Annotated in this window: 22 protein-coding genes, 2 tRNA genes, 1 pseudogene and 1 riboswitch; of the genes and pseudogenes, 13 read left to right on the top strand and 12 right to left on the bottom strand. The window is 35.9% G+C overall.

Annotated elements, in window-relative coordinates; all coding sequences use genetic code 11:
* Nucleotides 1-5 precede the first annotated feature (5 nt).
* Nucleotides 6-707 (bottom strand): MBL fold metallo-hydrolase, encoded by a 702-nt coding sequence (locus CKV65_RS04760; RefSeq protein ID WP_027890812.1) that lies wholly within the window; start codon nucleotides 705-707, stop codon nucleotides 6-8.
* A gap of 196 nt (nucleotides 708-903) precedes the next feature.
* On the opposite strand from CKV65_RS04760, the gene aroC reads away from it, so the two are divergent.
* From aroC to aroB, 3 genes are read left to right on the top strand one after another with little or no spacing between them, the layout of a single operon-like run.
* Nucleotides 904-2,049: a chorismate synthase gene (aroC, locus tag CKV65_RS04755; RefSeq protein WP_027890811.1), complete on the top strand. Its 1,146-nt coding sequence runs from the start codon at nucleotides 904-906 to the stop codon at nucleotides 2,047-2,049.
* A gap of 2 nt (nucleotides 2,050-2,051) precedes the next feature.
* A complete protein-coding gene (locus CKV65_RS04750) occupies nucleotides 2,052-2,570 on the top strand; it encodes a shikimate kinase (RefSeq protein ID WP_027890810.1) in 519 nt (172 codons plus the stop codon).
* The gene (aroB, locus tag CKV65_RS04745) at nucleotides 2,571-3,656 is read left to right on the top strand and encodes a 3-dehydroquinate synthase (RefSeq protein WP_027890809.1); all 1,086 of its coding nucleotides are present in this window, start codon (nucleotides 2,571-2,573) and stop codon (nucleotides 3,654-3,656) included.
* A 79-nt stretch (nucleotides 3,657-3,735) separates the two neighbouring features.
* Here the strand turns inward: aroB and thiH are convergent, their stop codons facing one another.
* From thiH to CKV65_RS04720, 5 genes are all read right to left on the bottom strand, one after another.
* Nucleotides 3,736-4,950 carry a 2-iminoacetate synthase ThiH gene (gene thiH, locus CKV65_RS04740; RefSeq protein WP_036254970.1) on the bottom strand — a complete coding sequence of 405 codons (1,215 nt, stop codon included), beginning with the start codon at nucleotides 4,948-4,950 and terminating at the stop codon, nucleotides 3,736-3,738.
* A 20-nt stretch (nucleotides 4,951-4,970) separates the two neighbouring features.
* A complete protein-coding gene (locus CKV65_RS04735) occupies nucleotides 4,971-5,747 on the bottom strand; it encodes a thiazole synthase (protein ID WP_087386022.1) in 777 nt (258 codons plus the stop codon).
* A 14-nt stretch (nucleotides 5,748-5,761) separates the two neighbouring features.
* Nucleotides 5,762-6,394, bottom strand: coding sequence for a sulfur carrier protein ThiS adenylyltransferase ThiF (gene thiF / locus CKV65_RS04730; protein ID WP_027890806.1), 633 nt, complete (start codon nucleotides 6,392-6,394; stop codon nucleotides 5,762-5,764).
* Nucleotides 6,395-6,397: 3 nt separating this feature from the next.
* Entirely contained in the window at nucleotides 6,398-6,595 is a 198-nt protein-coding gene (gene thiS / locus CKV65_RS04725; RefSeq protein ID WP_027890805.1) for a sulfur carrier protein ThiS, read from the bottom strand.
* Between the two features lie 171 nt (nucleotides 6,596-6,766).
* A riboswitch (TPP riboswitch) is annotated at nucleotides 6,767-6,871 on the bottom strand.
* Nucleotides 6,872-6,915: 44 nt separating this feature from the next.
* Nucleotides 6,916-7,788, bottom strand: coding sequence for a DMT family transporter (locus CKV65_RS04720; RefSeq protein WP_081654880.1), 873 nt, complete (start codon nucleotides 7,786-7,788; stop codon nucleotides 6,916-6,918).
* A 196-nt stretch (nucleotides 7,789-7,984) separates the two neighbouring features.
* Here CKV65_RS04720 and CKV65_RS04715 point away from each other — a divergent pair, with 196 nt between their 5' ends.
* Genes CKV65_RS04715 through CKV65_RS04705 form a run of 3 tightly spaced genes read left to right on the top strand, consistent with a single transcriptional unit; the run spans nucleotide 7,985 to nucleotide 10,341 of the window.
* Nucleotides 7,985-8,548, top strand: a complete 564-nt coding sequence (locus CKV65_RS04715) for a ribonuclease H1 domain-containing protein (RefSeq protein ID WP_231922717.1) — start codon at nucleotides 7,985-7,987, stop codon at nucleotides 8,546-8,548.
* A gap of 16 nt (nucleotides 8,549-8,564) precedes the next feature.
* Nucleotides 8,565-9,587, top strand: a complete 1,023-nt coding sequence (tsaD, locus tag CKV65_RS04710) for a tRNA (adenosine(37)-N6)-threonylcarbamoyltransferase complex transferase subunit TsaD (RefSeq protein ID WP_239478463.1) — start codon at nucleotides 8,565-8,567, stop codon at nucleotides 9,585-9,587.
* Between the two features lie 10 nt (nucleotides 9,588-9,597).
* Entirely contained in the window at nucleotides 9,598-10,341 is a 744-nt protein-coding gene (locus CKV65_RS04705) for a sulfite exporter TauE/SafE family protein (RefSeq protein ID WP_036254966.1), read from the top strand.
* Between the two features lie 129 nt (nucleotides 10,342-10,470).
* Here CKV65_RS04705 and mnmA read toward each other — a convergent pair whose 3' ends face one another.
* The 5 genes from mnmA to CKV65_RS04680 all read right to left on the bottom strand — a co-directional run bounded on the left by mnmA (nucleotide 10,471) and on the right by CKV65_RS04680 (nucleotide 13,673).
* Entirely contained in the window at nucleotides 10,471-11,544 is a 1,074-nt protein-coding gene (gene mnmA / locus CKV65_RS04700) for a tRNA 2-thiouridine(34) synthase MnmA (protein WP_269457067.1), read from the bottom strand.
* A gap of 84 nt (nucleotides 11,545-11,628) precedes the next feature.
* Nucleotides 11,629-12,978, bottom strand: coding sequence for a replication-associated recombination protein A (locus CKV65_RS04695; protein WP_036254964.1), 1,350 nt, complete (start codon nucleotides 12,976-12,978; stop codon nucleotides 11,629-11,631).
* A 2-nt stretch (nucleotides 12,979-12,980) separates the two neighbouring features.
* Nucleotides 12,981-13,430 (bottom strand): dUTP diphosphatase, encoded by a 450-nt coding sequence (gene dut, locus CKV65_RS04690; protein WP_027890798.1) that lies wholly within the window; start codon nucleotides 13,428-13,430, stop codon nucleotides 12,981-12,983.
* A 90-nt stretch (nucleotides 13,431-13,520) separates the two neighbouring features.
* Nucleotides 13,521-13,595 (bottom strand) — tRNA-Cys (locus CKV65_RS04685).
* Nucleotides 13,596-13,598: 3 nt separating this feature from the next.
* Nucleotides 13,599-13,673, bottom strand: a tRNA-Gly gene (locus tag CKV65_RS04680).
* A 277-nt stretch (nucleotides 13,674-13,950) separates the two neighbouring features.
* On the opposite strand from CKV65_RS04680, the gene mscL reads away from it, so the two are divergent.
* The 3 genes and pseudogenes from mscL to CKV65_RS11025 all read left to right on the top strand — a co-directional run bounded on the left by mscL (nucleotide 13,951) and on the right by CKV65_RS11025 (nucleotide 16,158).
* Entirely contained in the window at nucleotides 13,951-14,409 is a 459-nt protein-coding gene (gene mscL, locus CKV65_RS04675; RefSeq protein WP_027890797.1) for a large conductance mechanosensitive channel protein MscL, read from the top strand.
* Nucleotides 14,410-14,496: 87 nt separating this feature from the next.
* Nucleotides 14,497-15,483 carry a Gfo/Idh/MocA family protein gene (locus tag CKV65_RS04670; protein WP_027890796.1) on the top strand — a complete coding sequence of 329 codons (987 nt, stop codon included), beginning with the start codon at nucleotides 14,497-14,499 and terminating at the stop codon, nucleotides 15,481-15,483.
* A 28-nt stretch (nucleotides 15,484-15,511) separates the two neighbouring features.
* Nucleotides 15,512-16,158, top strand: a pseudogene (locus tag CKV65_RS11025) (YczE/YyaS/YitT family protein).
* A 113-nt stretch (nucleotides 16,159-16,271) separates the two neighbouring features.
* Here the strand turns inward: CKV65_RS11025 and CKV65_RS04660 are convergent.
* Nucleotides 16,272-16,616, bottom strand: a complete 345-nt coding sequence (locus tag CKV65_RS04660) for an ASCH domain-containing protein (RefSeq protein WP_027890795.1) — start codon at nucleotides 16,614-16,616, stop codon at nucleotides 16,272-16,274.
* Nucleotides 16,617-16,798: 182 nt separating this feature from the next.
* On the opposite strand from CKV65_RS04660, the gene CKV65_RS04655 reads away from it, so the two are divergent.
* From CKV65_RS04655 to CKV65_RS04640, 4 genes are all read left to right on the top strand, one after another.
* Nucleotides 16,799-17,770 carry a biotin--[acetyl-CoA-carboxylase] ligase gene (locus tag CKV65_RS04655; RefSeq protein WP_027890794.1) on the top strand — a complete coding sequence of 324 codons (972 nt, stop codon included), beginning with the start codon at nucleotides 16,799-16,801 and terminating at the stop codon, nucleotides 17,768-17,770.
* A gap of 28 nt (nucleotides 17,771-17,798) precedes the next feature.
* Nucleotides 17,799-18,629 carry a type III pantothenate kinase gene (locus tag CKV65_RS04650; protein ID WP_051177654.1) on the top strand — a complete coding sequence of 277 codons (831 nt, stop codon included), beginning with the start codon at nucleotides 17,799-17,801 and terminating at the stop codon, nucleotides 18,627-18,629.
* Nucleotides 18,626-19,582, top strand: coding sequence for a tRNA dihydrouridine synthase DusB (gene dusB, locus CKV65_RS04645; RefSeq protein ID WP_027890793.1), 957 nt, complete (start codon nucleotides 18,626-18,628; stop codon nucleotides 19,580-19,582). Before CKV65_RS04650 ends, dusB begins: the two co-directional genes overlap by 4 nt.
* Before the next feature lie 105 nt (nucleotides 19,583-19,687).
* Nucleotides 19,688-20,494, top strand: coding sequence for a DUF368 domain-containing protein (locus tag CKV65_RS04640; protein ID WP_027890792.1), 807 nt, complete (start codon nucleotides 19,688-19,690; stop codon nucleotides 20,492-20,494).
* Nucleotides 20,495-20,511: the final 17 nt, after the last annotated feature.

Below are 20,511 nucleotides of genomic sequence, written 5' to 3'. Positions count from 1 at the left end.
TCCTATTAGCGTTTTATGATATGTGTATCACCAGTAAAGCGAGGACACCATACAGATATTTTGTCTTTATTAGGAAAATCTTCTGGCATTGTCCAAAGTTTATGGCTCATATTGTGCATTGTTATGAGATTTTTTACTGATGTATGAGCACAAAATTCACGCGCACCTAAATCCCAAAACTCTTCGAGGCGACTATCCACAGGGAAAAATGCAATATCAGTTTGAAGATTTTCCATACGTTTTAATTGCTTTTTAAAACCATTGCGAGCAAATGCAATATTTTCTTTTGTATCGCCTTTCCAATGCCACCAGTTGAAATCCCCAGCATGAAAAATTTTCCAACCATCTTTTTCAATATAAAAAGAGATACCTTCATCAGTGGAGCTGAAAGATTTTACCAAAATGGAATTGTCTTCATACGTTACATATTCTTCTAAAATGATTGTCTTATCTTTTGGTGGCAGATTGTTTTTAATATCGTAGCTGATAAAATATTTTGTTACTTTATCGCTAAATTCATTTATTTTAGGATTGAAGTGGTCAAAATGGACATGTGAAGCAAAAAAATAAACTTCTTTTTTATCCTTGATTATTTCTGGTACGAGATTGTTGTCATCTTTATAATAATCGAAAATCATCGCCCAATCATTTATTTCTAAAACGAAACCACTATTTAATAAGTACGTAATTTTTGCTGTATTGTTCATTTAGTTATCTCCTTATCTACATATGTATTTTGGCAAATTTTATAAATAGTGTCAATACCCAGTGGTGTTTATTATAGATTTCTTTTAGCGTATTTAGTATTTTTTTGTATTTTTATAGCGTGTTTTTTTATTTTTAGTTATAATGAATAGTGATAACTTGTAAATATACTATAAATTAACGTTGGGAGTTTTTGTTATGTTTAGATTTTTAACAGCTGGCGAATCACATGGACAGTGTTTGACTGCCATAGTAGAAGGTATACCAGCCGGTCTTAAAATAAATCTTGAGGAAATGAATGCGCAAATGGCGCGCCGTCAAAAAGGTTATGGCCGTGGTGGACGTATGACTATTGAAACGGATAAAGTGGATATTTTATCTGGTGTACGCTTTGGCGAAACGATGGGTGACCCTATTACATTGCGCGTAGTAAATAAAGATTGGGAAAACTGGACAGACAGAATGTCTGTTATGGGTACACCTACATGGACAAAAGTAACAGCAGCTCGCCCAGGTCATGCGGATTATGTCGGTGTAAAAAAATATAATCGTGAAGATATTCGCGACATCTTAGAACGTTCTAGTGCTAGAGAAACAGCAGCGCGAGTAGCAGCTGGTGCTGTAGCTCGTCAATTTTTAGATGCTTGTGGCATAAATATCGTATCACAGGTAATAAATATTGGCGGTGTAAAAGCCGATACAACAAATATTGACTACAAAACACTTAAACCAAATAATAGCGATTTAAATTGCAACGATGCTGATGCTGAACAAAAAATGCATGAAGTAATTCGCGATGCAGGTCAAGCGGGAGATACATTAGGCGGTGTATTTGAAGTCGTAGTTCAAAATATGCCAATCGGTGTAGGCAGTCATATTCAATGGGATAGACGACTTGATATGCAACTTGCAGGTGCTATGATGTCCATTCAAGCTATTAAAGGCGTGGAAATCGGCGAAGGTTTTGGCTATGCAAATAAACCAGGTAGTAAACTTCATGATGAAATGTTTTATGATGAAAACAAAAATGTTTACCGCAAGACAAATCATGCAGGCGGTATTGAAGGCGGTATGAGCAATGGTGAACCGATAATCGTCCGTGCGTGCATGAAACCAATTCCTACACTTATGACACCACTTCATTCCATTGATATTGAAAGCAAAGAAGAAGTTTTAGCTTGCAAAGAACGCAGTGATGTCTGTGCTGTTCAAGCAGCTTCTGTTGTCGGTGAAGCTATGGTAGCGCTTACGATTGCTAAAGCTGTTATAGAAACATTTGGTGGCAGTTGCATGGCTGACTTACTCAACAATATAAAATCTTATAACGAACGAATTAAGGGATAACTATGAAAACTAATATTGTACTTATCGGATTTATGGGTTCAGGTAAATCAATCACTGGTAAACTATTGGCTTATAAGTTGGGGTACAGTTTTGTTGATACAGATAGTGAGATTGAAAAGACTTATAAGCAAAAAATAAAAGATATGTTTGCAAGTGAAGGCGAAGCTGTTTTTCGCGCACGTGAAACAGAAACCATAAGAAAAATAGCAGCTAGAAAAAATCAAGTTATATCTACAGGTGGCGGTGTTGCTACAAAAGAAGAAGATATGAAAATACTGCGTGATAATGCTATTATCGTATCTTTAGCAGCGATGCCACATACGATTTTAAAACGCACAGGTAACGATAAACGACCTTTACTTGCTAAAAAGACAAAAGAAGAACGTTTAAAAACCATAATAGAATTGATGGGAAAACGCGCTAAATATTATAAAAATGCGGATTTAATCGTAAAAACAGATGATACAACTCCGCTACAAAATGTAGAGATAATATTAAAATATTTAAAGGGTGTGAAATAATTGCGCACTGTTAATGTTAACTTAGGTGATAAATCGTATGATATCATCATTGGACATGATTTAAAAAAGCAGATTGTTGATTTTATACAAGGTCAAAAATTTTCGCGTAAAGCACTTCTAATCACAGATACGAATATTGCACCGTTATACGGTGAAAAAGTGCAGGCTATTTTAAATGAAGCAGGGCTTGATGCAAAACTTGCTGTAATTTTAGCGGGTGAACAATCAAAATCCTTGGCTTGTGCTGAAGATTTATACACACAGGCAATACAGCATGGATTAGATAGAAAATCGCCGATTATCGCATTGGGTGGCGGTGTAGTAGGCGATTTAGCTGGATTTATAGCAGCTACTTTTATGCGTGGCGTACCATTCATTCAAATGCCTACTAGCTTATTGGCACAGGTTGATTCTAGTGTCGGCGGTAAAGTTGCTGTAAATCATGCACTCGGCAAAAATTTAATCGGAGCATTCTACCAGCCAAAAGCCGTATTCATGGATTTAGATATGATGAAGAGCTTGCCAAAACGCGAAATAGCTACAGGACTTGGCGAAGTCGTAAAATATGGTTATATTTACGATAAAGAATTTTACGAATATCTCTTAGTGCATAAAGATGAAATCTTGGATTTAAAATCAGAAGCGATAAGCCATGTAATAGCTCGCTCTTGTGAAATCAAAGCTGATGTTGTTTCACAAGATGAAAAAGAAGCTGGACTTAGAGCTATTTTAAATTTTGGTCATACTTTGGCGCATGCGATAGAAAAAGAAACGCAGTATAAAAAATATAATCACGGCGAAGCCGTAGCTATTGGCATGGTGGGAGTTGCTAAAATCAGCAATAAACTTGGCATGATTGATGAAAAAATAGTGACTGATATGGAAAAATTGCTTGCTATGTTCAATCTTCCAGAAAAAGCACAAGATTGCAGCGTAGAAAATATTTATGCTGATATTTTCCACGATAAGAAAACAGTCAATGGCAAAGTAAATTGGGTATTGTTAGAAGAAATTGGCAAGGTTTGTATTTCAAGTAATGTACCTGAACAAATTGTAAAAGAAGCGATTGCAGAAATTTTAGCATAAGATATAAAAAATGAGAGCTATCACAGATTTGTGATAGCTCTTTTTGTCGTGATATTAATTATTGTGGTTTACTGTGATACTAAACGTAGATGTATTCTGCCATTACTGGTTGGAGATTGATTTTTAATAAATCGTTGTAAACTTCGTCGACAGAGCGAGTATCGGAAATTTCAAATTGAGCATCGCCTTTATCCTTTTCAGGATTTTCATTGCTATGTTCGCCGATACCAGTGCTTACACCAGCGGAGATTTTTGTTGCAGCGATGTTTACGAGATTGTTGCGCACGCGGGAACATTCACGTGTAGAAACTGTTATGCTGGCAAATGGCATGAATAAGCGATAAGCGCAAACGACTTGCAATAATTGGCGTTCGTGTACGTCCATTGGATTGATTTTATCGTTGTTGATGATTGGGCGCAAGCGAGGGCAAGAGAATGCTATTTCAGCTTGTGGATATTTTTTCTGTAAATAATATGCGTGCATGCCAGTTGCTAAAGCGTCTTTTCTGAAATCATCAAGTCCCAATAAAGCAGCAAAGCCAACGCCGCGCATACCGCCTTTTAAAGCGCGTTCTTGTGCGTAGAAACGGTATGGGAATACGCGTTTGTGTCCAGCTAAATGAAGTGTTTCATATTTGTCGAAGTTGTATGTTTCTTGGAAAACTGTTACATAATCAGCACCGCATTTTTGCAGATAAGCGTATTCATCGCTGTTTAATGGATAGATTTCAAGACCGATTACGCGGAAATATTTTTTAGCTATTTTGCAAGCTTCGCCGATGTATTCAACGGTAGATTTTTTGCGACTTTCGCCTGTTAAAATCAAAATTTCTTGCAAACCAGATTTTGCGATGGCTGCCATTTCTTTATCTATTTCATCATAGTTGAGCTGAGCGCGTCTTATTTTATTATGACAGTTAAAACCGCAATAGATGCAGTAGTTTTCGCAGTAGTTGGCAATGTAGATTGGCGTAAACATATAGATGGAATTGCCAAAATGTTTGCGTGTTTCCTTTTGAGCGCGCTGAGCGATTTGTTCAATGAATGGTAAAGCAGCAGGGGATAATAATGCTCTAAAATCCTGCGGTGTGATGTGTTCATGAGAGAGTGCAGCTTGCACATCTTGTGCTGTATAGCTGTCATAATCATAGCTGTTCATATCAGCTACTACTTTATCGAGAATATCGCTATCGATAACTTCCATATCAGGAAGATATTGCATGTGATTTGTTCTATTTTGTTTTAAATGTTCTTTGATTTCATCATTTAAAATACTTTCATTAACGTGGTCCATTCTAGTTCCTCCAATATAAATTAATCCTGTAAATAGCCAGTAAGTGGAGATGAAGCACTGCCACCTTTAGCTTTTACTCTGCCGAGTTTTGCTTTATAGCCGAGGCGACCAGCTTCGATAGCGAGGCGGAAAGCTTCTGCCATTAGAGGAATATCGCCAGCAGTTGCAATAGCTGTGTTTGCCATGATGGCAGTTGCACCCATTTCCATAGCTTCGCATGCTTGAGATGGTCTGCCGATACCAGCATCGACGATTATAGGTAAATCTATTTCATCTATGAGAATTTGAATGAATTCTTTTGTAGCGAGTCCTCTATTGGAACCGATTGGAGCACCGAGAGGCATTATGCAGCTAGCACCAGCATTTACCATATCGCGAGCAGCATTTAAATCTGGATACATATATGGCATTACAGTAAATCCTTCTTTAGCGAGGATTTCTGTAGCTTTGATTGTTTCTTGATTATCTGGAAGCAAATATTTTGAATCGCGCATGATTTCTATTTTTACTAAATCACTGCCACAGATTTCGCGGGATAATCTAGCGATGCGGACTGCTTCATCAGCGTTTCTAGCACCGGAAGTATTTGGTAAAAGTTTTACATTGTCTGGAATGTAATCGAGAATATTTGCTACACCGCCAACATTTACACGGCGAAGGGCAAGAGTTACGATTTCAGCTTTTGCCTGTTCAACAGCAGCTTTTATGAGTTCATGAGAATATTTTCCTGAGCCTAAGATAAAACGGGAAGTAAATTCATATTTGCCTAATTTCCAAGTGTCATTTGTAGTTGTCATCATCATAACCTCTTTTACTTTTTTAGAATTAATTCAACTATTATATTGGCTTCATGAGCTGCGCAAATGGCAACGCGTGGAGCTGTTAATGTTTTTTCTGTATCAAGACCGCGTTTTTCATCGCCACACAGATAAAAATTTTGCATGATTTTGCGTGTATGAATGGCATTGCTGTCGCCAAAGCCTGCCATGCCACTAGCTGCCACAAGTTTTTTTTCGGGAAACTGTTCTAAGACAGTGTTTACGAGCATGGCTTTGTTTTCTGGCACATCAAAAGCTTCACAGATATAATCATCATCTTTTAATAAATCAGTGATATTATTTTCTGTCAGTTTTATGCAATCTTTTATGATGTGCAGATAAGGATTAATCTGCAAAAGTTGCTCAGCCAATGCATCCGTTTTATTCATACCTAAATGGTTGATAAAATAATGCTGGCGATTTAAATTGCTCAAATCAACTTTATCAAAATCGATTAAATGAAGTTGCCCTATGCCGACGCGGGCGAGTGCTACTGCAACATTTGAGCCTAGACCACCTAAACCTGCGATAGCTACTTTAGCTTGCATCAATTTATCTTGATTTTCTTTTGTATGGCGGTTGCACAATACTTTGTATATTGCTTCTTTTGTAGGAATAGTCATCATATATCAGCCCCCGCCTACAAATGTTACAATTTCCAGTTTATCGCCGTCAGTAATCATAGTGCTTTCATATTGACTTTTAGGCACGATAACGCCATTTTTTTCTACAGCAATGCGTGTCGTTGGATAATTTTTTTGAGTCAAATAATTAAGAACGCTAAGGGCTTGAGAAAATTCTTCCGTTTGTCCGTTTACTGTAATCACTGCATTTCCTCCTTATACTAAAAAAGAGTTCACGAAAAGAATACACCCGCGGTGGTGCACCCCTTCATGAACTCTTGTTCAATCACATGGTCAACTTTATGGAATTTTATACCTATCATCAAAAATAAAAATAGGTATTAGCAAATAAAAAAGAGATGACAAATGCCATCTCTATTATTCTCATATTGTTCCTACGTTGGCATTATCCAAATCAGGTATATGGGTCGAAGCTTACACTTCCTCTCAGCCGGTGCACCAGCTCCCCGTATTAAATTTATAAATATACTATAATTTATTTATCTTTATTTGTCAATAATTCTCTAAGCGTTTTTTGAAGCAAAAATTTGACTGATGAAAAGTGAGCCAAGGATTAAGATGGCGCCAATCCATTGCATAAAACTCATCGGTTCAGCTAATAAAACTGTCGATAAAATTACGGCTGTAACTGGGTCGATATAGCTAAATAGAGCGACTGTTTGAGCGGATAATTTTTGTAAAGAAGAAAAATACAGCAAATAAGCAAAACCTGTATGAATAGCTCCGACAGTCAGCAATAATAATAAAGAGGAGATATCGACTGACCAGCTATTATTTTCATAAAATACGTATGGCAATAAAATAATCGAAGCTAAAAGCAATTGAGCTATGGTGCTGTCCATAGATGAGATATCTTTTAAAAATTTATTGCTGATGATTACACAAGCGTAAAATGCGGCGGCAATTATACCGTAAATAACGCTTTTCATATTGCCAAAATCAGAATTTAAACCTATAAAAATATCTGCAATTAACATCATGCCGATTAGAGATAAAATTACGCAGAACAATTTTAATAAAGTGAAGCGTTCTTTTAAGAATATCGGCGATGCTAAAACGACAATGGTCGGTGCGAGATAATAAGTCAAAGTAGCTACGGCAATCGTTGTATAATGGTAGGCTTCAAATAAAAAAATCCAATTAAGACCGATAGCTCCGCCAGATATAAATAAAATAAGTGCATTTTTTCGCCAAGCTAGAAGATTTAGAGATTTTTTTAAGAAGAGCATGGCAAATAATAAGATGATAGCCCCAATAAAACCGCGAACAAGTGCTATTTGTGAACTGGCAAGGTCGATATGGCGAACGAATAGACCGATGCTGCCGAAAATGAGCATGGCGGTTATAGTCTTTAAAGTTGCGGGCAAAACAATCACTCCTTACGAACTTTTAAACACCATTATATCATTTTTGCTAGTTAAAGTGGTTTATAAAAATGGATAAATACTAGTAAAAATGCTATAATCATTTGTGCTGACTAGAATAGATAAATTTAAATTACGCATTATTTGATGATTTTGATGTATTTATAAATAATTTGGAGGGATTATCATAAAGAAAAAATTTTATGCAGTGAAGAAAGGTTATAAAACAGGTATTTTTGATACATGGGCACAATGCCAAAAACAGACACAGGGTTTTAAAGGTGCGCTATTTAAATCATTTGCTACGCTAGAAGAAGCAAAAAATTATTTAAATGATGATGAAGCGGTAAATATCATGGAAAAAGATGATGACCGCTATTATATATATGTAGATGGCTCGTATATAAATGGGCAATATAGCTGGGGTATGGCAATTTATCATCAAGGAAAATTGATTGATACATTTAACGGCATTGGTAAATCAAAAGATGCTAGTGAATTGCACAATGTAGCTGGTGAAATAGAAGGTGCTATGGAAGCGGCAAAATGGGCAGCGGCAAATGGTGATAAAGTGGTAATTTGCCATGATTATATTGGTTTATCAGAATGGGCACTCGGCCGTTGGAAGACGAATAAAGAGCTCACAAAACATTATGCAGATTTTATGAAGCCGTATCTTGATTTGGTTTCATTTAAAAAAGTAGCAGGTCATACTGGTGTAGAAGGTAATGAACTTGCTGATAAATTAGCAAAACAAGCTTTAGGATTATGATTTAGGAGGAATTGATTTGGATAATTCACTTACATTAGGAATAGAATCAAGTTGTGATGAAACATCGGTCGCAATATTGCGCGGTGGCAGAGAAATTTTAGCTAATGTCATTTCTACGCAGATACCAATTCATCAGAAATTTGGCGGAGTTGTACCAGAAATCGCTTCACGCAAACATATTGTAAATATCATGCCGGTATTAGATGAAGCATTGCACAAAGCTGATGTGACTTTAAAGGATATTGACCGCATTGCTGTAGCTTATGGCCCTGGACTTGTCGGAGCATTATTAGTCGGTGTATCTGCCGCTAAAACTTTGGCTTTTGCGATTGATAAACCGCTTGTGGCAGTAAACCACTTAGAAGGTCATATCTTTGCCAATTTCTTATCTCATCCAGATTTAAAACCGCCATTCATGGCACTTGTCGTTTCTGGCGGACATACTTCACTTGTACACGTTAAAGATTACAACCATTTTAAATTGATGGGACAAACTCGCGATGATGCAGCTGGTGAAGCTTTTGATAAAGTAGCTCGTGTCATGGGTCTTCCGTATCCTGGTGGCCCTCAAATTGATAAATTGGCAAAAGAAGGTAATCCAGATGCGATTGATTTCCCTATGGCTTTGAATGAAAAAGGCAATTATGAATTCAGTTTTAGCGGTTTAAAATCAGCAGTGCTCAATTATTTAAACAGCATGAAGTTAAAACACATAGAAATAAATAAAGCTGATGTAGCGGCATCTTTCCAAAAATCTGTCGTAAATATTCTCGTGCATAAATCAATTGAAGCTGCACGCCAAATGGGTATGGATAAACTTGTTTTAGCAGGTGGCGTAGCTGCTAATAGTTCACTTGAAGAACATTTGCGCCAAAGTGCAAAAGAAAATAATTTAGAATTTTATTACCCGAGCAAAATTCTCTGCACTGATAATGCGGCAATGATTGCTTGCCGTGGATATTATCAAGCACTCACAGGTCAATTTGCAGATAGTAGTTTAAATGCTGTACCGTATTTGGAATTGACAGATAGAGAGTAGGCTTTAGTCGATGTTTACAGATATTTTATCTGATACAGCACTTTTGTCAGCTATTGGCATTGCTTTTGTTTCGACAATCATTCAATCTTTGACAGGTTTTGGCTTTGCCATCGTATCCACGCCACTGCTTTTAATGGTCTATGATGCCAAAGAAGTTGTAGTCATCTTGCAATTATTATCCGTTGTTTTAGATACGGTATTTATCTTTTTTGTCAAAGCGAATATTGATTGGAAATTTTTAAAGCCATTGTTAATCGGTTCTGTTATAGGGCATCCGATTGGGCTTTTAATATATTTTTTCGCGCCGACGGCAGGATTAAAGATATTCATTGCAGTGGTTATAATATCGTTTTTATTTTTAAGTAAACTGTATCATCGCAAGATAGAAGAAAAAACTTTAAAAACGAGAATTGTCGGCTGTATGTCGGGAATTTTAAACACATCTACGAGTATGAGTGGACCGCCACTCATCTTGTATTTAGCTATGAGTGGTAGAGATAAAACATCACTTCGTGCCACTTGCATTGCATATTTTACAATCGTAAATTATATTGGTGTATTGGCATTCTTTTTAGCAGGCAAAGATTTTACATTTGCCGCTGAACAGAGTATTTATATTTTGCCGTTTTGCTTTTTAGCGCTTTGGATTGGCAATAAATTATTCCCGTACGTTTCGCAAAAGATGTTCAATCGAATTATTTTCTTAATGCTACTGTTTACAGCAGTGTACACTATTTATACATCATTGATATAATAAAAAAGTATCTATTAATTTTCTGAACTGCACCCCAAAAATTGGACAAAAAAACAACTTTTGGAGGTGCAGTTCATTTCGGTTAGTAGATACTTTTCTTTTTGTATATTAAATTTTATCTGGATTTATTTATCGTATAACTTGCTTGATGACGCCACCGCCAACTATGATATCATCATCGTAAAATACGACGGATTGACCTGGTGTTATGGCACGTTGTTTTTCTTTGAAAATGACTTTAGCTAGTTTGCCATCAGCTAGTGGAGAAACTTCACATTCGCATTCACGGCTACCGTAACGGATTTTAGCTGTAGTTGTAAATGGTTTTGTAAAATCATCTTTAGTGATAAAGTTAAGATTTTGAGCGACAAGTCCTTGAGCGTATGTTTCAGTGTTTTTACCGACAATGACGCGATTGTGTTTGACATCCAATCCCACTACGTATAATGGATGAGCCGCGGCGATGCCGAGTCCTTTGCGCTGACCGACTGTATATAATGGAACGCCTTCATGGCGACCTAATACATTGCCTTCAGTGTCTACGATATCGCCAGGTTTTAAGATTTTAGGTGCTTTAGCTTTGATATACGCTTTGTAATCATCGTTTGGAATGAAGCAAATTTCTTGGCTTTCTGGTTTATGGGCAACAGGTAAATCAAGTTTTTCTGCCATTTCGCGTGTTTCAGCTTTTGTGTAATCGCCTAATGGCAATAGAAAATGAGATAAAGCGAATTGATTTAATGTGTATAATACATAAGATTGGTCTTTGCGAACATCAAGACCTTTTTTCAATAAATATCGTTGGGAATTTTCATCGTATTCAATGCGCGCATAATGACCTGTAGCTACAGCATCAGCGCCGAGTTTTAAACAATCTTCTAGTAATGAACCGAATTTTATTTTATTATTGCAAGCAACGCAAGGATTAGGCGTTCTACCATGAGAATATTCACGGATGAAATAATCAATGACATTTTGTTTAAAGCTACCGTGATAATTTACGACATGATGCTCAATGCCGAGTGTATCAGCTACTTTTTTTGCATCAGTGATTGCAGTTGAACCGCCTTCTTCGCGTGAGTCATCACTTAAAGTCATTGTCACGCCGAATATATCAAATCCTTGTTTTAATAGTAAAGCCGCAGTCAAAGAACTATCGACACCACCGCTCATTGCTACAGCTATTTTTTTATTTTTTTTCAATGGTAGTACCTCATTTCTAATTCATACTAATCTACTAAGATTTATTCAATATTAACAGAAGCGTGTATTTTTGTCAAAAATATTTTATTTGTTTTTACATTGCTCACAGAATTTTAGATATTGACCGATTGTCTTTTCATAGCCATTTGAGGTTGGTGTGTAATATTTTGTGCCTTTCATTTTATCTGGCAGATAATCTTGTTTGACGATATGGTATGGATAATCATGAGCGTATTTGTAATTTATACCGTGGCCGAGCTTTGCTGCGCCTTTATAATGGCAATCGCGCAGATGAATAGGTACATCACCGCAGTCTTTGGCGCGTACATCAGCGAGTGCTTTATCAATTGCTAAATAGCTTGCATTGCTTTTAGGAGCGCAGGCAACGTAAGTCACAGCTTGAGCAAGTGGAATTCTAGCTTCAGGCATGCCGATGAATTGTACAGCTTGAACGGCAGCCATGGCGATAACTAAAGCTTGTGGGTCAGCGTTGCCAACATCTTCAGCAGCACAGATGGCAATGCGGCGAGCTATGAAATTTATATCTTCGCCAGCTGCGAGCATTCTAGCCAAATAGTGAATGGCTGCATCAGGGTCACTGCCTCGCATGCTCTTTATGAAAGCGGATACAATATCGTAATGATTGTCGCCGTTTTTGTCGTATTTTTGAATGCGTTCTTCGAGCAATGTATCGATGATGTTTTCATTTATTATATTGTTGTTTTCGCGGGCAATATCACTGGCTTGTTCTAAAATATTTAAAGCGATACGAGCATCACCGCTGGCAAATTGAGCGATGGCGGATAGAATTTTTTCATCGCATTGAATTTTTTGCTTGCCTAAACCGCGCTTCGTATCAGTCAAAGCCATTTGTAGGATTTTTGTGATATGTTCATCGGTCAATGGCTGTAATTGAATGACGCGAACACGCGATAATAAAGCGTGATTTACTTCAAAATATGGATTTTCCGTAGTAGCGCCGATTAAGATTATGCGTCCATCTTCTACGTATGGCAATAATACATCTTGTTGAGCTTTATTGAAGCGGTGAATTTCATCTAAAAATATGATGGTGCGTTTATGGTAAAATTTGCGCTGTTCATTAGCTTTATCGATTAATTTGCGAACATCGTTTATGCCAGAAGCTACGGCATTTAAGCGTTCAAAATTGCTTTTAGTCATATTGGCAATCATCTTGGCAAGTGTAGTCTTACCTGTGCCAGGTGGGCCGTATAATATCATAGAAGGAATTTTATCTTCTTCAATCATGCGGCGCAAAAAGCGACCTTTGCCGAGAATTTGTTCTTGACCGATGTATTCATTAAAATTGCGCGGTCGCATGCGAGAAGCCAAAGGACTGTAATCTATTAAATCATTGTCAGTATTTGAATTGTTTTCTGGTAAACTAGCTGAAAATAAATCTAATGTTTCCATAATTATTCTCCTGTTGAACCAAATCCACCTTGGCGAATTGTATCATCAAGGATTTCGTCATCAACTGTCAAAAATTTATAAAAGATTGCTTGAGCAATGCGCATGCCTTTTTTTATTTGTACATCTTCTGTTCCGAAGTTTATAATGCCAATCATGATATGACCTTCATTGTCGGGATTATTATAATAATCAGCGTCAATGATGCCTTGTGCATTTATTAAGTTTAAATGTTTTTTAAAAGCTAAACTAGAGCGAATGTGTATGCCTAAGTATTCATCATCTAGCATATACGCTTTTAAACCAGTAGGAATGATAGCTGTTTTGCCAGCTTCAATCAATACATCAGTGCCAGCTTCTAAATCGTAACCAGCGGATTTTGCTGTTTTGCGACTAGGCAGATTTATATTTTTATCTTTGTACGTAGAAATTATTTCAAAACCGCGTTTGCGCATAAAATCACCTCGAAAAATATTTTATCAATTATATTTATATTGAGATACAAAAAAAGCACTGTGCATTTACACAGTGCCGTTATATTCGTTTGGAGGCGACACCCAGAATCGAACTGGGGAATAAAGGTTTTGCAGACCTCTGCCTTACCGCTTGGCTATGTCGCCGTCTGGAGCGGAAAACGAGGCTCGAACTCGCGACCCCCACCTTGGCAAGGTGGTGCTCTACCACTGAGCTATTTCCGCATTTGACTTGTTTTTTTGCTTCGCTGTATCAGCGACATGTATTATTATATCCATATGGTATAGTTTTGTCAACAACTTTTTTAAAATTTTTTTTAGTTTATTTGATTTTGTTCAAAAAGCCTTTAAAATAAAGGCTTTAGCTGGTAAATTTTTATGAAAAACTGACGAAATTTATAAAATTTGAAGATATTTTTTATTAATTGAAGGATTTTAAAGCTAAAAGATATAATTTATTTAGAGCACAAAATCGTATAAATCATTTTAGAAAGGTATTATCATGAAAAATTTTTTTAATGAGTTTAAGAAATTTGCCTTTAAAGGCAATATGATTGATTTAGCTGTTGGTATGATTATTGGTGCAGCATTTACGAGTTTGGTAAATTCGATTGTAAAAAATTTAATCATGCCGATAATCAGCATATTCACAGGTGGCATTGATTTCAATAATATGTATTTGCCACTTACAAAAGCTTCTTATGTTCTTTCAGCGCAAGGTGCTGACCTTGAAACTGCTAAAAAAGCGGGAGCTGTTTTTGCCTATGGAGCGTTTTTGACAGATTTTCTACAATTTTTAATCTTGGCATTTGTAGTATTTTGTTTGATTAAACAGCTTAACAAGTTAATTCCCATTCCAAAAGAACCGCCAAAAACAAAGATTTGCCCATTTTGTAAATCTCAAATACCGTATGATGCTGTAAAATGTGCTCATTGTACTTCAGATTTAATGGAAAAATAAATTTATGATTAAAAATAGATTGTTATTTCTTTAGGAGGGCATTTTTTTTATAATGTTAATAAAAATATTTTGAGGAGGCTGATTTTAATGACAAGTACTAAAGAATTAAATTGGGCTGTTTTAGGTGTAGGCGTAATTGCCAATGAGATGGCACAAGCTCTACAAAATATGGGCAAAAAGCTTTATGCAGTTGGCAATCGCACACATAGCAAAGCAGTTGATTTTGCTGAAAAATACGGCATTGAGAAGGTTTATGATGATTTCCAGGATATTTTCACTGACCCTGAGGTTGATATCATTTATTTAACTACACCACATAATACACATTATCCTTTTATGAAAAAAGCACTTGAAAATCATAAACATTTATTTGTGGAAAAATCCATTACTTTAAACAGTGATGAATTAGATGAATGTGTAAAGCTCGCGCAAAAAAATAATTTAATCTTAGCTGAAGCTATGACTATTTGGCATATGCCTATTTATAAAAAATTATGGGAAATGATACATAATAATGAATTTGGCAAAGTGCAGATGATTACTATAAATTTTGGTAGCTTTAAAGATTATGATATGAAAAACAGATTTTTCAATAAGAATTTAGCTGGCGGTGCATTGTTGGATATTGGTGTATATGCTCTCAGTATTACGCGCAGTTTTATGCAAAGTAAACCGACTAAGATTTTAAGTCAAATGCTTCCAGCACCTACAGGTGTTGATGAGCAAGCCACTATTTTATTGATGAATGAAAATAATCAAATGGCTACAATTGCTTTATCGCTTCATTCTAAACAGCCAAAAAGAGCCATGATTAGTTGTGAAAAAGCGTATATTGAAATCATGAAATTTCCTCGTGCTAATAAAGCTGTAATTACTGATGCTGTTACAGGCGAAAAACAGGAAATAATTTTAGGTGATACAAAAAAAGCTCTTCAATATGAAATGGAAGATATGGAAAAAGCAATTTTGCAAGGACAAACTGAACTTTTGCAATTTGCCTATACGAAAGATGTAATGGATATCATGACTAAATTGCGCCGTGAATGGAATTTAGTATATCCCGAAGAAATGTAAAATTAATATATTATATAAAGAGGTTTTTATGTCTACATTTGCAAGTGATACTTCAAAACGAAGTTTAAAAAATTGGATTATAGCACTCAGTATATTGTTACTGGGTTTAATCATTGCCCATTTAGGGATTTCTTTATTTTTATTATCTGAGCTTGGCACTGATACATTCACTGTATTTATTCAAGGATTAGCTCGAACATTTAATTTAACAGTTGGGACATTTCATGTTATTGTCTTATGTATCTTATTGGTGATAATGCTTCTTACTACGAAAGGTTATGTAAAACCTGGTACTATTTTATGTGCTTTTTGCGGTGGTCCTATCATTGACTTTTTTACTTGGCTTTTAGGCGATATTGTAAATGCTGATTCTATTTTGCCATGGCGTATTGTAGCTATGATTTTAGGTTATCCATTGGCATGTCCATTGTAATCAAGAGCAATGCAGGTACTGGCCCTAATGATTTGATAGCTATTATTTTGACAGATAAATTACAAAAATTTCAATTTCGCTGGGTGCGCATGACATGTGATTTATTCTTTGTCATTTTAGGTTATATCTTAGGTGGTACTGTAGGTGTGGGTACAGTGATAGCAGCATTTTTAACTGGTCCACTTGTGCAGTTTTGGCTTCCTAAAAGTGAATTTTTAATCAAACAAGTTTTGAAAGAATAATACATCAAGTATTTAAAATTTATATAGGAATTATTTTTAATTGTATTTTAGTATGAAAAATGACCTTTAGTAGTTTTTGTATAACTATTAAAGGTCATTTGTTTTAAGCTAGATTAAAGAACTTCAGAGAAATAAATTACAGTAACGATATCATCAAGAGTAATGCGACGTTTGTAAATTTCTTCAAAATCGAGGCGTAATCCTTCGATAGTATCTATTTCTGGATTTTGATGGCCTAAGTCAGCAGAAGTCAATTCGGAGAATTTTTTTACACGTACTTTATCGATAAAAGCAGTGTATAATCTTTTTTTTACATCATATTTTTTGCCAGTAGTAATCCATACGATAGAACTTTCAGGATATTGCTTGCGAACATCACCTAAACGAACAGTACAATTTTTTTTGCGAGCCATGAGCAGTTTTTCATGTTTTGGCGCTTGAAAATTTAATGACATCATAAAAATCATCTCCAATTTATAATTATTTAATATTAATTTATATCTTTTGTATATTATAATTAGCGACAGGATAAGAAAAATCCTTTTTTTGGTAAAAATTTATCTATTTTCTTGCGTATATTGTCTGCATAAGATATTATATAGTAAATGTTTAATTTTAAAGAAGAGAGGCTGGCTGTGTAATGCGTTCTAAAATTTTAAATTTGTTAAAACAAGCCGGTGATAATTTTTTATCGGGAGAATATTTGGCAGAGACATTGAATGTATCGCGTACTGCCATTTGGAAACATATAAAAGCTTTGCGTGATAGTGGCTACGATATTGAAAGTGTACCGAGAAATGGATATCGTTTACTTAATTCACCTGATTTATTATCGGCTGAAGAAGTAAAAAATACTTTATCTACTAAGATTTTAGGTTCAGAAATTAAATATTTTACAACAACAGATTCTACAAATAATCAAGCTAAAAAATTTGCAATGCAAGGAGCACCTGATGGTGCTATTGTAATCAGTGAAGAACAATGCGGTGGCAAAGGTAGATTATCGCGTTCATTTTTTTGCCCTAAATATAAAGGTATTTGGTTTTCTGCTATCTTACGTCCAGATTTTTTACCACAGGAAGCGCCAAAATGTACTTTAATGGCGGCTGTGGCTGTAGCACGCGCTATAGAAGATGTTACAGGCGTTAAAGTGGGCATAAAATGGCCAAATGATGTTTTATACGAGGGTAAAAAATTAGTTGGCATCTTAACAGAAATAAGTGCGGAAATGGAACGTATCAACTATATTATTATAGGCATTGGTATTGATGTAAATATAGAAAAAGAAGATTTGCCAGAAGATATCAGAGATATTGTAACTTCTTTAAGTCAAATAACTAAAAAACAGGTTTCTCGTTTAAAACTTTTAAATAAAGTCTTGTATCATTTAGAACAATTATATATAATGGCACAGAGGCATGATTTTGCACCAATTCTTGATGAATGGCGAAGATATTCAATTACATTAAATCAAGATATAAAAGTAATCAGTGGAAAAGATATTACATATGGAAGAGCTATGGATATTGATGATGATGGTGCATTACTTGTTGAAATAAATGGACAAATAAAACGTGTGTTAGCAGGCGATGTATCAATAAGACCTAGATGAGCCGCTAAACTCACAGATGGAGGATAAAATGCTATTAGTTTTTGATATTGGCAACAGCAACATTGTTATGGGTGCATATGAAGGAAAAAAATTATGCTACCATTGGCGAATTTCCACCGACCGACAAAAGACCGGCGATGAGTATGGTATGCTGATAAATGAGCTGTTTCGTTTTCAAGGAATAAATATGAGCGATATAGATGATATAATCATTTCATCTGTAGTACCACCACTTGTTATTCCACTTAGCAAAATGTGTGAACGTTATTTTAAAATAAGACCATTACTTGTTGGCCCTGGTATAAAAACAGGTATCAGACTTGTATATGAAAATCCGCGCCTTTTAGGTGCTGACCGTATTGTAAATGTTGTAGGTGCATTTGAACAATATGGTGGCCCTTTGATTGTAATAGATATCGGTACGGCTACTACTTTTGATGTAGTAAATGAAAAAGGTGATTTTTTAGGCGGGGTAATCGCTCCTGGTATTGGCATGTCAGCAGATGCACTGTTCCAAAAAGCCGCTAATTTGCCACGTATTGAACTCGTTACACCAAAAACAGTAATTTGCCATAATACTATTACAAATATGCAGTCTGGTATTATTTTTGGTGCTGTAGGTCAGATTGATGGAATTGTAGATAGAATTAAAAAAGAATACGGCAAAGACATGAAGGTTATTGCAACTGGCGGATTAGCACGCATGATTGCAAAAGAATCTTCTACAATTGATAAAACAGACCATTTTCTAACTTTGACAGGCTTGCGTGTATTGTATGAACGCAATGCTATTGCTAGAAGGGGGTACCTTGAAAGACTAAAAGCACAAAAAGCTACACAGTCTAATACTAACTTATGAAAATAGGAAATCTTGAAATAATCACTCCAGTATTTTTGGCACCGATGGCAGGTGTTACGGATACGGCTTATTGTATATTAGCTCGTCGAATGGGTTGTGGATTGGTGTATTCAGAAATGGTCAGCGACCAGGGAATTAATTTTCGCAATGAACGCACTTTAGAAATGCTAAAGACAGTGCCAGAGGAAAGACCGATGGCAATTCAGCTTTTTAGCAGTAGTCCAGAACGCATGTACAAAGCGGCTGAATACGTAGCTTCTTTAAACTGTTGTGATATCATTGATATAAATATGGGCTGTCCTGCTCCAAAAATCGTGCGCAATAATGAAGGTTCAGCGCTCATGAAAAATCCATCGCTTGCATATGAGATTATGTGTGCAGCGCGTGAAGCGGTTAAAAATATGCCAGTAACTGTCAAAATGCGCAAGGGCTGGGACAGTGAACATTGCAATGTAGTGGAAATGGCACAGTTAGCGCAAAAAGCAGGGCTTGATGCAGTAGCTGTACATGGCAGAACGCGTGAAGAATTTTATCGCGGTCATGCTGATTGGGATATAATTAAAGAAGTAAAAAATGCAGTAGATATCCCAGTAATTGGTAACGGCGATGTCAGAACGTGTCAAGATTTAAAAAATATTTTTGCGCGAACTGGTTGTGATGCTGTAATGATTGGGCGTGGGGCACAGGGCAATCCGTGGATATTCCGCCGTTTTAAAGAATTTCTTTTCACTGGCGTAGACCCGGGAGAACCAACGATGGACGAACGCCGTGGCGTCATTTTAGAACATCTTGATATGCTCTTAAAATGGAAAGGCGATTATATCGGTCCGCGCGAAATGCGAAAACACGCTACATGGTATACACATGGTTTACCAAATAGTGCTAAATTGCGACAGAAATTTAACATGGCAGAGACAAGACAAGATTTTATTGAGATATTAAAAACCATGTGATAAATAAAGCAAAAAGTTTATAAAAAGACATAACTATTAGCATTAGCTATGTCTTTTTTTATATATAATTTTATTTTATAGAGTAGAAAGGAAAGTATATATCCTATGAAACATTATGTTGTAACTTTTGGCAAGAGTTTGATTGTCGGCAGTACCATGCTTGTTCCTGGTGTGAGCGGCGGTTCAATGGCAATGATACTCGGCATTTATGCAAAGCTAATCTCTGCGGTTAGCTCTTTTATGAAAGACAAAGTTAGGAATTTCTTTTTCTTAGCTGTGTTTTTAGCAGGTTCACTATTAGGAATAGTATCGTTTTCCAAACCGATACTTCATTTGATTGAAACGTATCCAATGCCTATGTTGTACTTTTTTATGGGAGCTGTAGCTGGTAGTATACCGCTCATCTTTAAACAAGCGCAGATTAAAAAGTTTTCTTGGACAATGCCGATTTACATTGCACTTGGTTTTTTAGTTGTGTTCATTTTTGAAATGACACCGATTAGCAGTGTTAGCGCTAATGAAGGAACTAGCTGGATAACGTATTTCTTATTGATAATAGCAGGTTTTATTGCGGCTATAGCACTTGTATTGCCTGGTATAAGCGTATCGTATATGCTGTTGCTTTTAGGTTTGTACGATGAAACTATGCGCGCTGCTTCGACTTTTTATCTGCCATTTTTAGTGCCGATTGGTGTTGGACTCGTTGCAGGAATTTTATTGACTACTAAATTATTGGAAAAATGTATGAATGAATATCCGCGTCCAACATTTTTGATAATTCTCGGCTTTATCCTTGGCTCTTTGCTAGAACTTTATCCAGGTATACCGACAGGCAGGGAAATAATCATTTGCCTTGTAGCACTTGTATTAGGTTTTGGCATAATTAAATATATATCTTCAAAAGATAATTAAAAATGAAGTTAAAAGCT

The sequence above is a fragment of the Megamonas hypermegale genome, assembly GCF_900187035.1.
Classification (GTDB): Bacteria; Bacillota; Negativicutes; order Selenomonadales; family Selenomonadaceae; genus Megamonas; species Megamonas hypermegale.
The sequence above is the reverse complement of the archived record's forward strand: the minus strand, read 5'-3'. Positions and strand labels throughout refer to the sequence as shown.

Bases quoted from the DNA above. Each gene is read 5' to 3' on its own strand.
- CKV65_RS04760 (WP_027890812.1), bottom strand. From the start codon at position 707: ATGAACAATACAGCAAAAATTACGTACTTATTAAATAGTGGTTTCGTT.
- aroC (WP_027890811.1), top strand. From the start codon at position 904: ATGTTTAGATTTTTAACAGCTGGCGAATCACATGGACAGTGTTTGACT.
- CKV65_RS04750 (WP_027890810.1), top strand. From the start codon at position 2,052: ATGAAAACTAATATTGTACTTATCGGATTTATGGGTTCAGGTAAATCA.
- thiH (WP_036254970.1), bottom strand. From the start codon at position 4,950: ATGGACCACGTTAATGAAAGTATTTTAAATGATGAAATCAAAGAACAT.
- CKV65_RS04735 (WP_087386022.1), bottom strand. From the start codon at position 5,747: ATGACAACTACAAATGACACTTGGAAATTAGGCAAATATGAATTTACT.
- thiF (WP_027890806.1), bottom strand. From the start codon at position 6,394: ATGATGACTATTCCTACAAAAGAAGCAATATACAAAGTATTGTGCAAC.
- CKV65_RS04705 (WP_036254966.1), top strand. From the start codon at position 9,598: ATGTTTACAGATATTTTATCTGATACAGCACTTTTGTCAGCTATTGGC.
- CKV65_RS04695 (WP_036254964.1), bottom strand. From the start codon at position 12,978: ATGGAAACATTAGATTTATTTTCAGCTAGTTTACCAGAAAACAATTCA.
- dut (WP_027890798.1), bottom strand. From the start codon at position 13,430: ATGCGCAAACGCGGTTTTGAAATAATTTCTACGTACAAAGATAAAAAT.
- mscL (WP_027890797.1), top strand. From the start codon at position 13,951: ATGAAAAATTTTTTTAATGAGTTTAAGAAATTTGCCTTTAAAGGCAAT.
- CKV65_RS04670 (WP_027890796.1), top strand. From the start codon at position 14,497: ATGACAAGTACTAAAGAATTAAATTGGGCTGTTTTAGGTGTAGGCGTA.
- CKV65_RS04660 (WP_027890795.1), bottom strand. From the start codon at position 16,616: ATGATGTCATTAAATTTTCAAGCGCCAAAACATGAAAAACTGCTCATG.
- CKV65_RS04655 (WP_027890794.1), top strand. From the start codon at position 16,799: ATGCGTTCTAAAATTTTAAATTTGTTAAAACAAGCCGGTGATAATTTT.
- CKV65_RS04650 (WP_051177654.1), top strand. From the start codon at position 17,799: ATGCTATTAGTTTTTGATATTGGCAACAGCAACATTGTTATGGGTGCA.
- dusB (WP_027890793.1), top strand. From the start codon at position 18,626: ATGAAAATAGGAAATCTTGAAATAATCACTCCAGTATTTTTGGCACCG.
- CKV65_RS04640 (WP_027890792.1), top strand. From the start codon at position 19,688: ATGAAACATTATGTTGTAACTTTTGGCAAGAGTTTGATTGTCGGCAGT.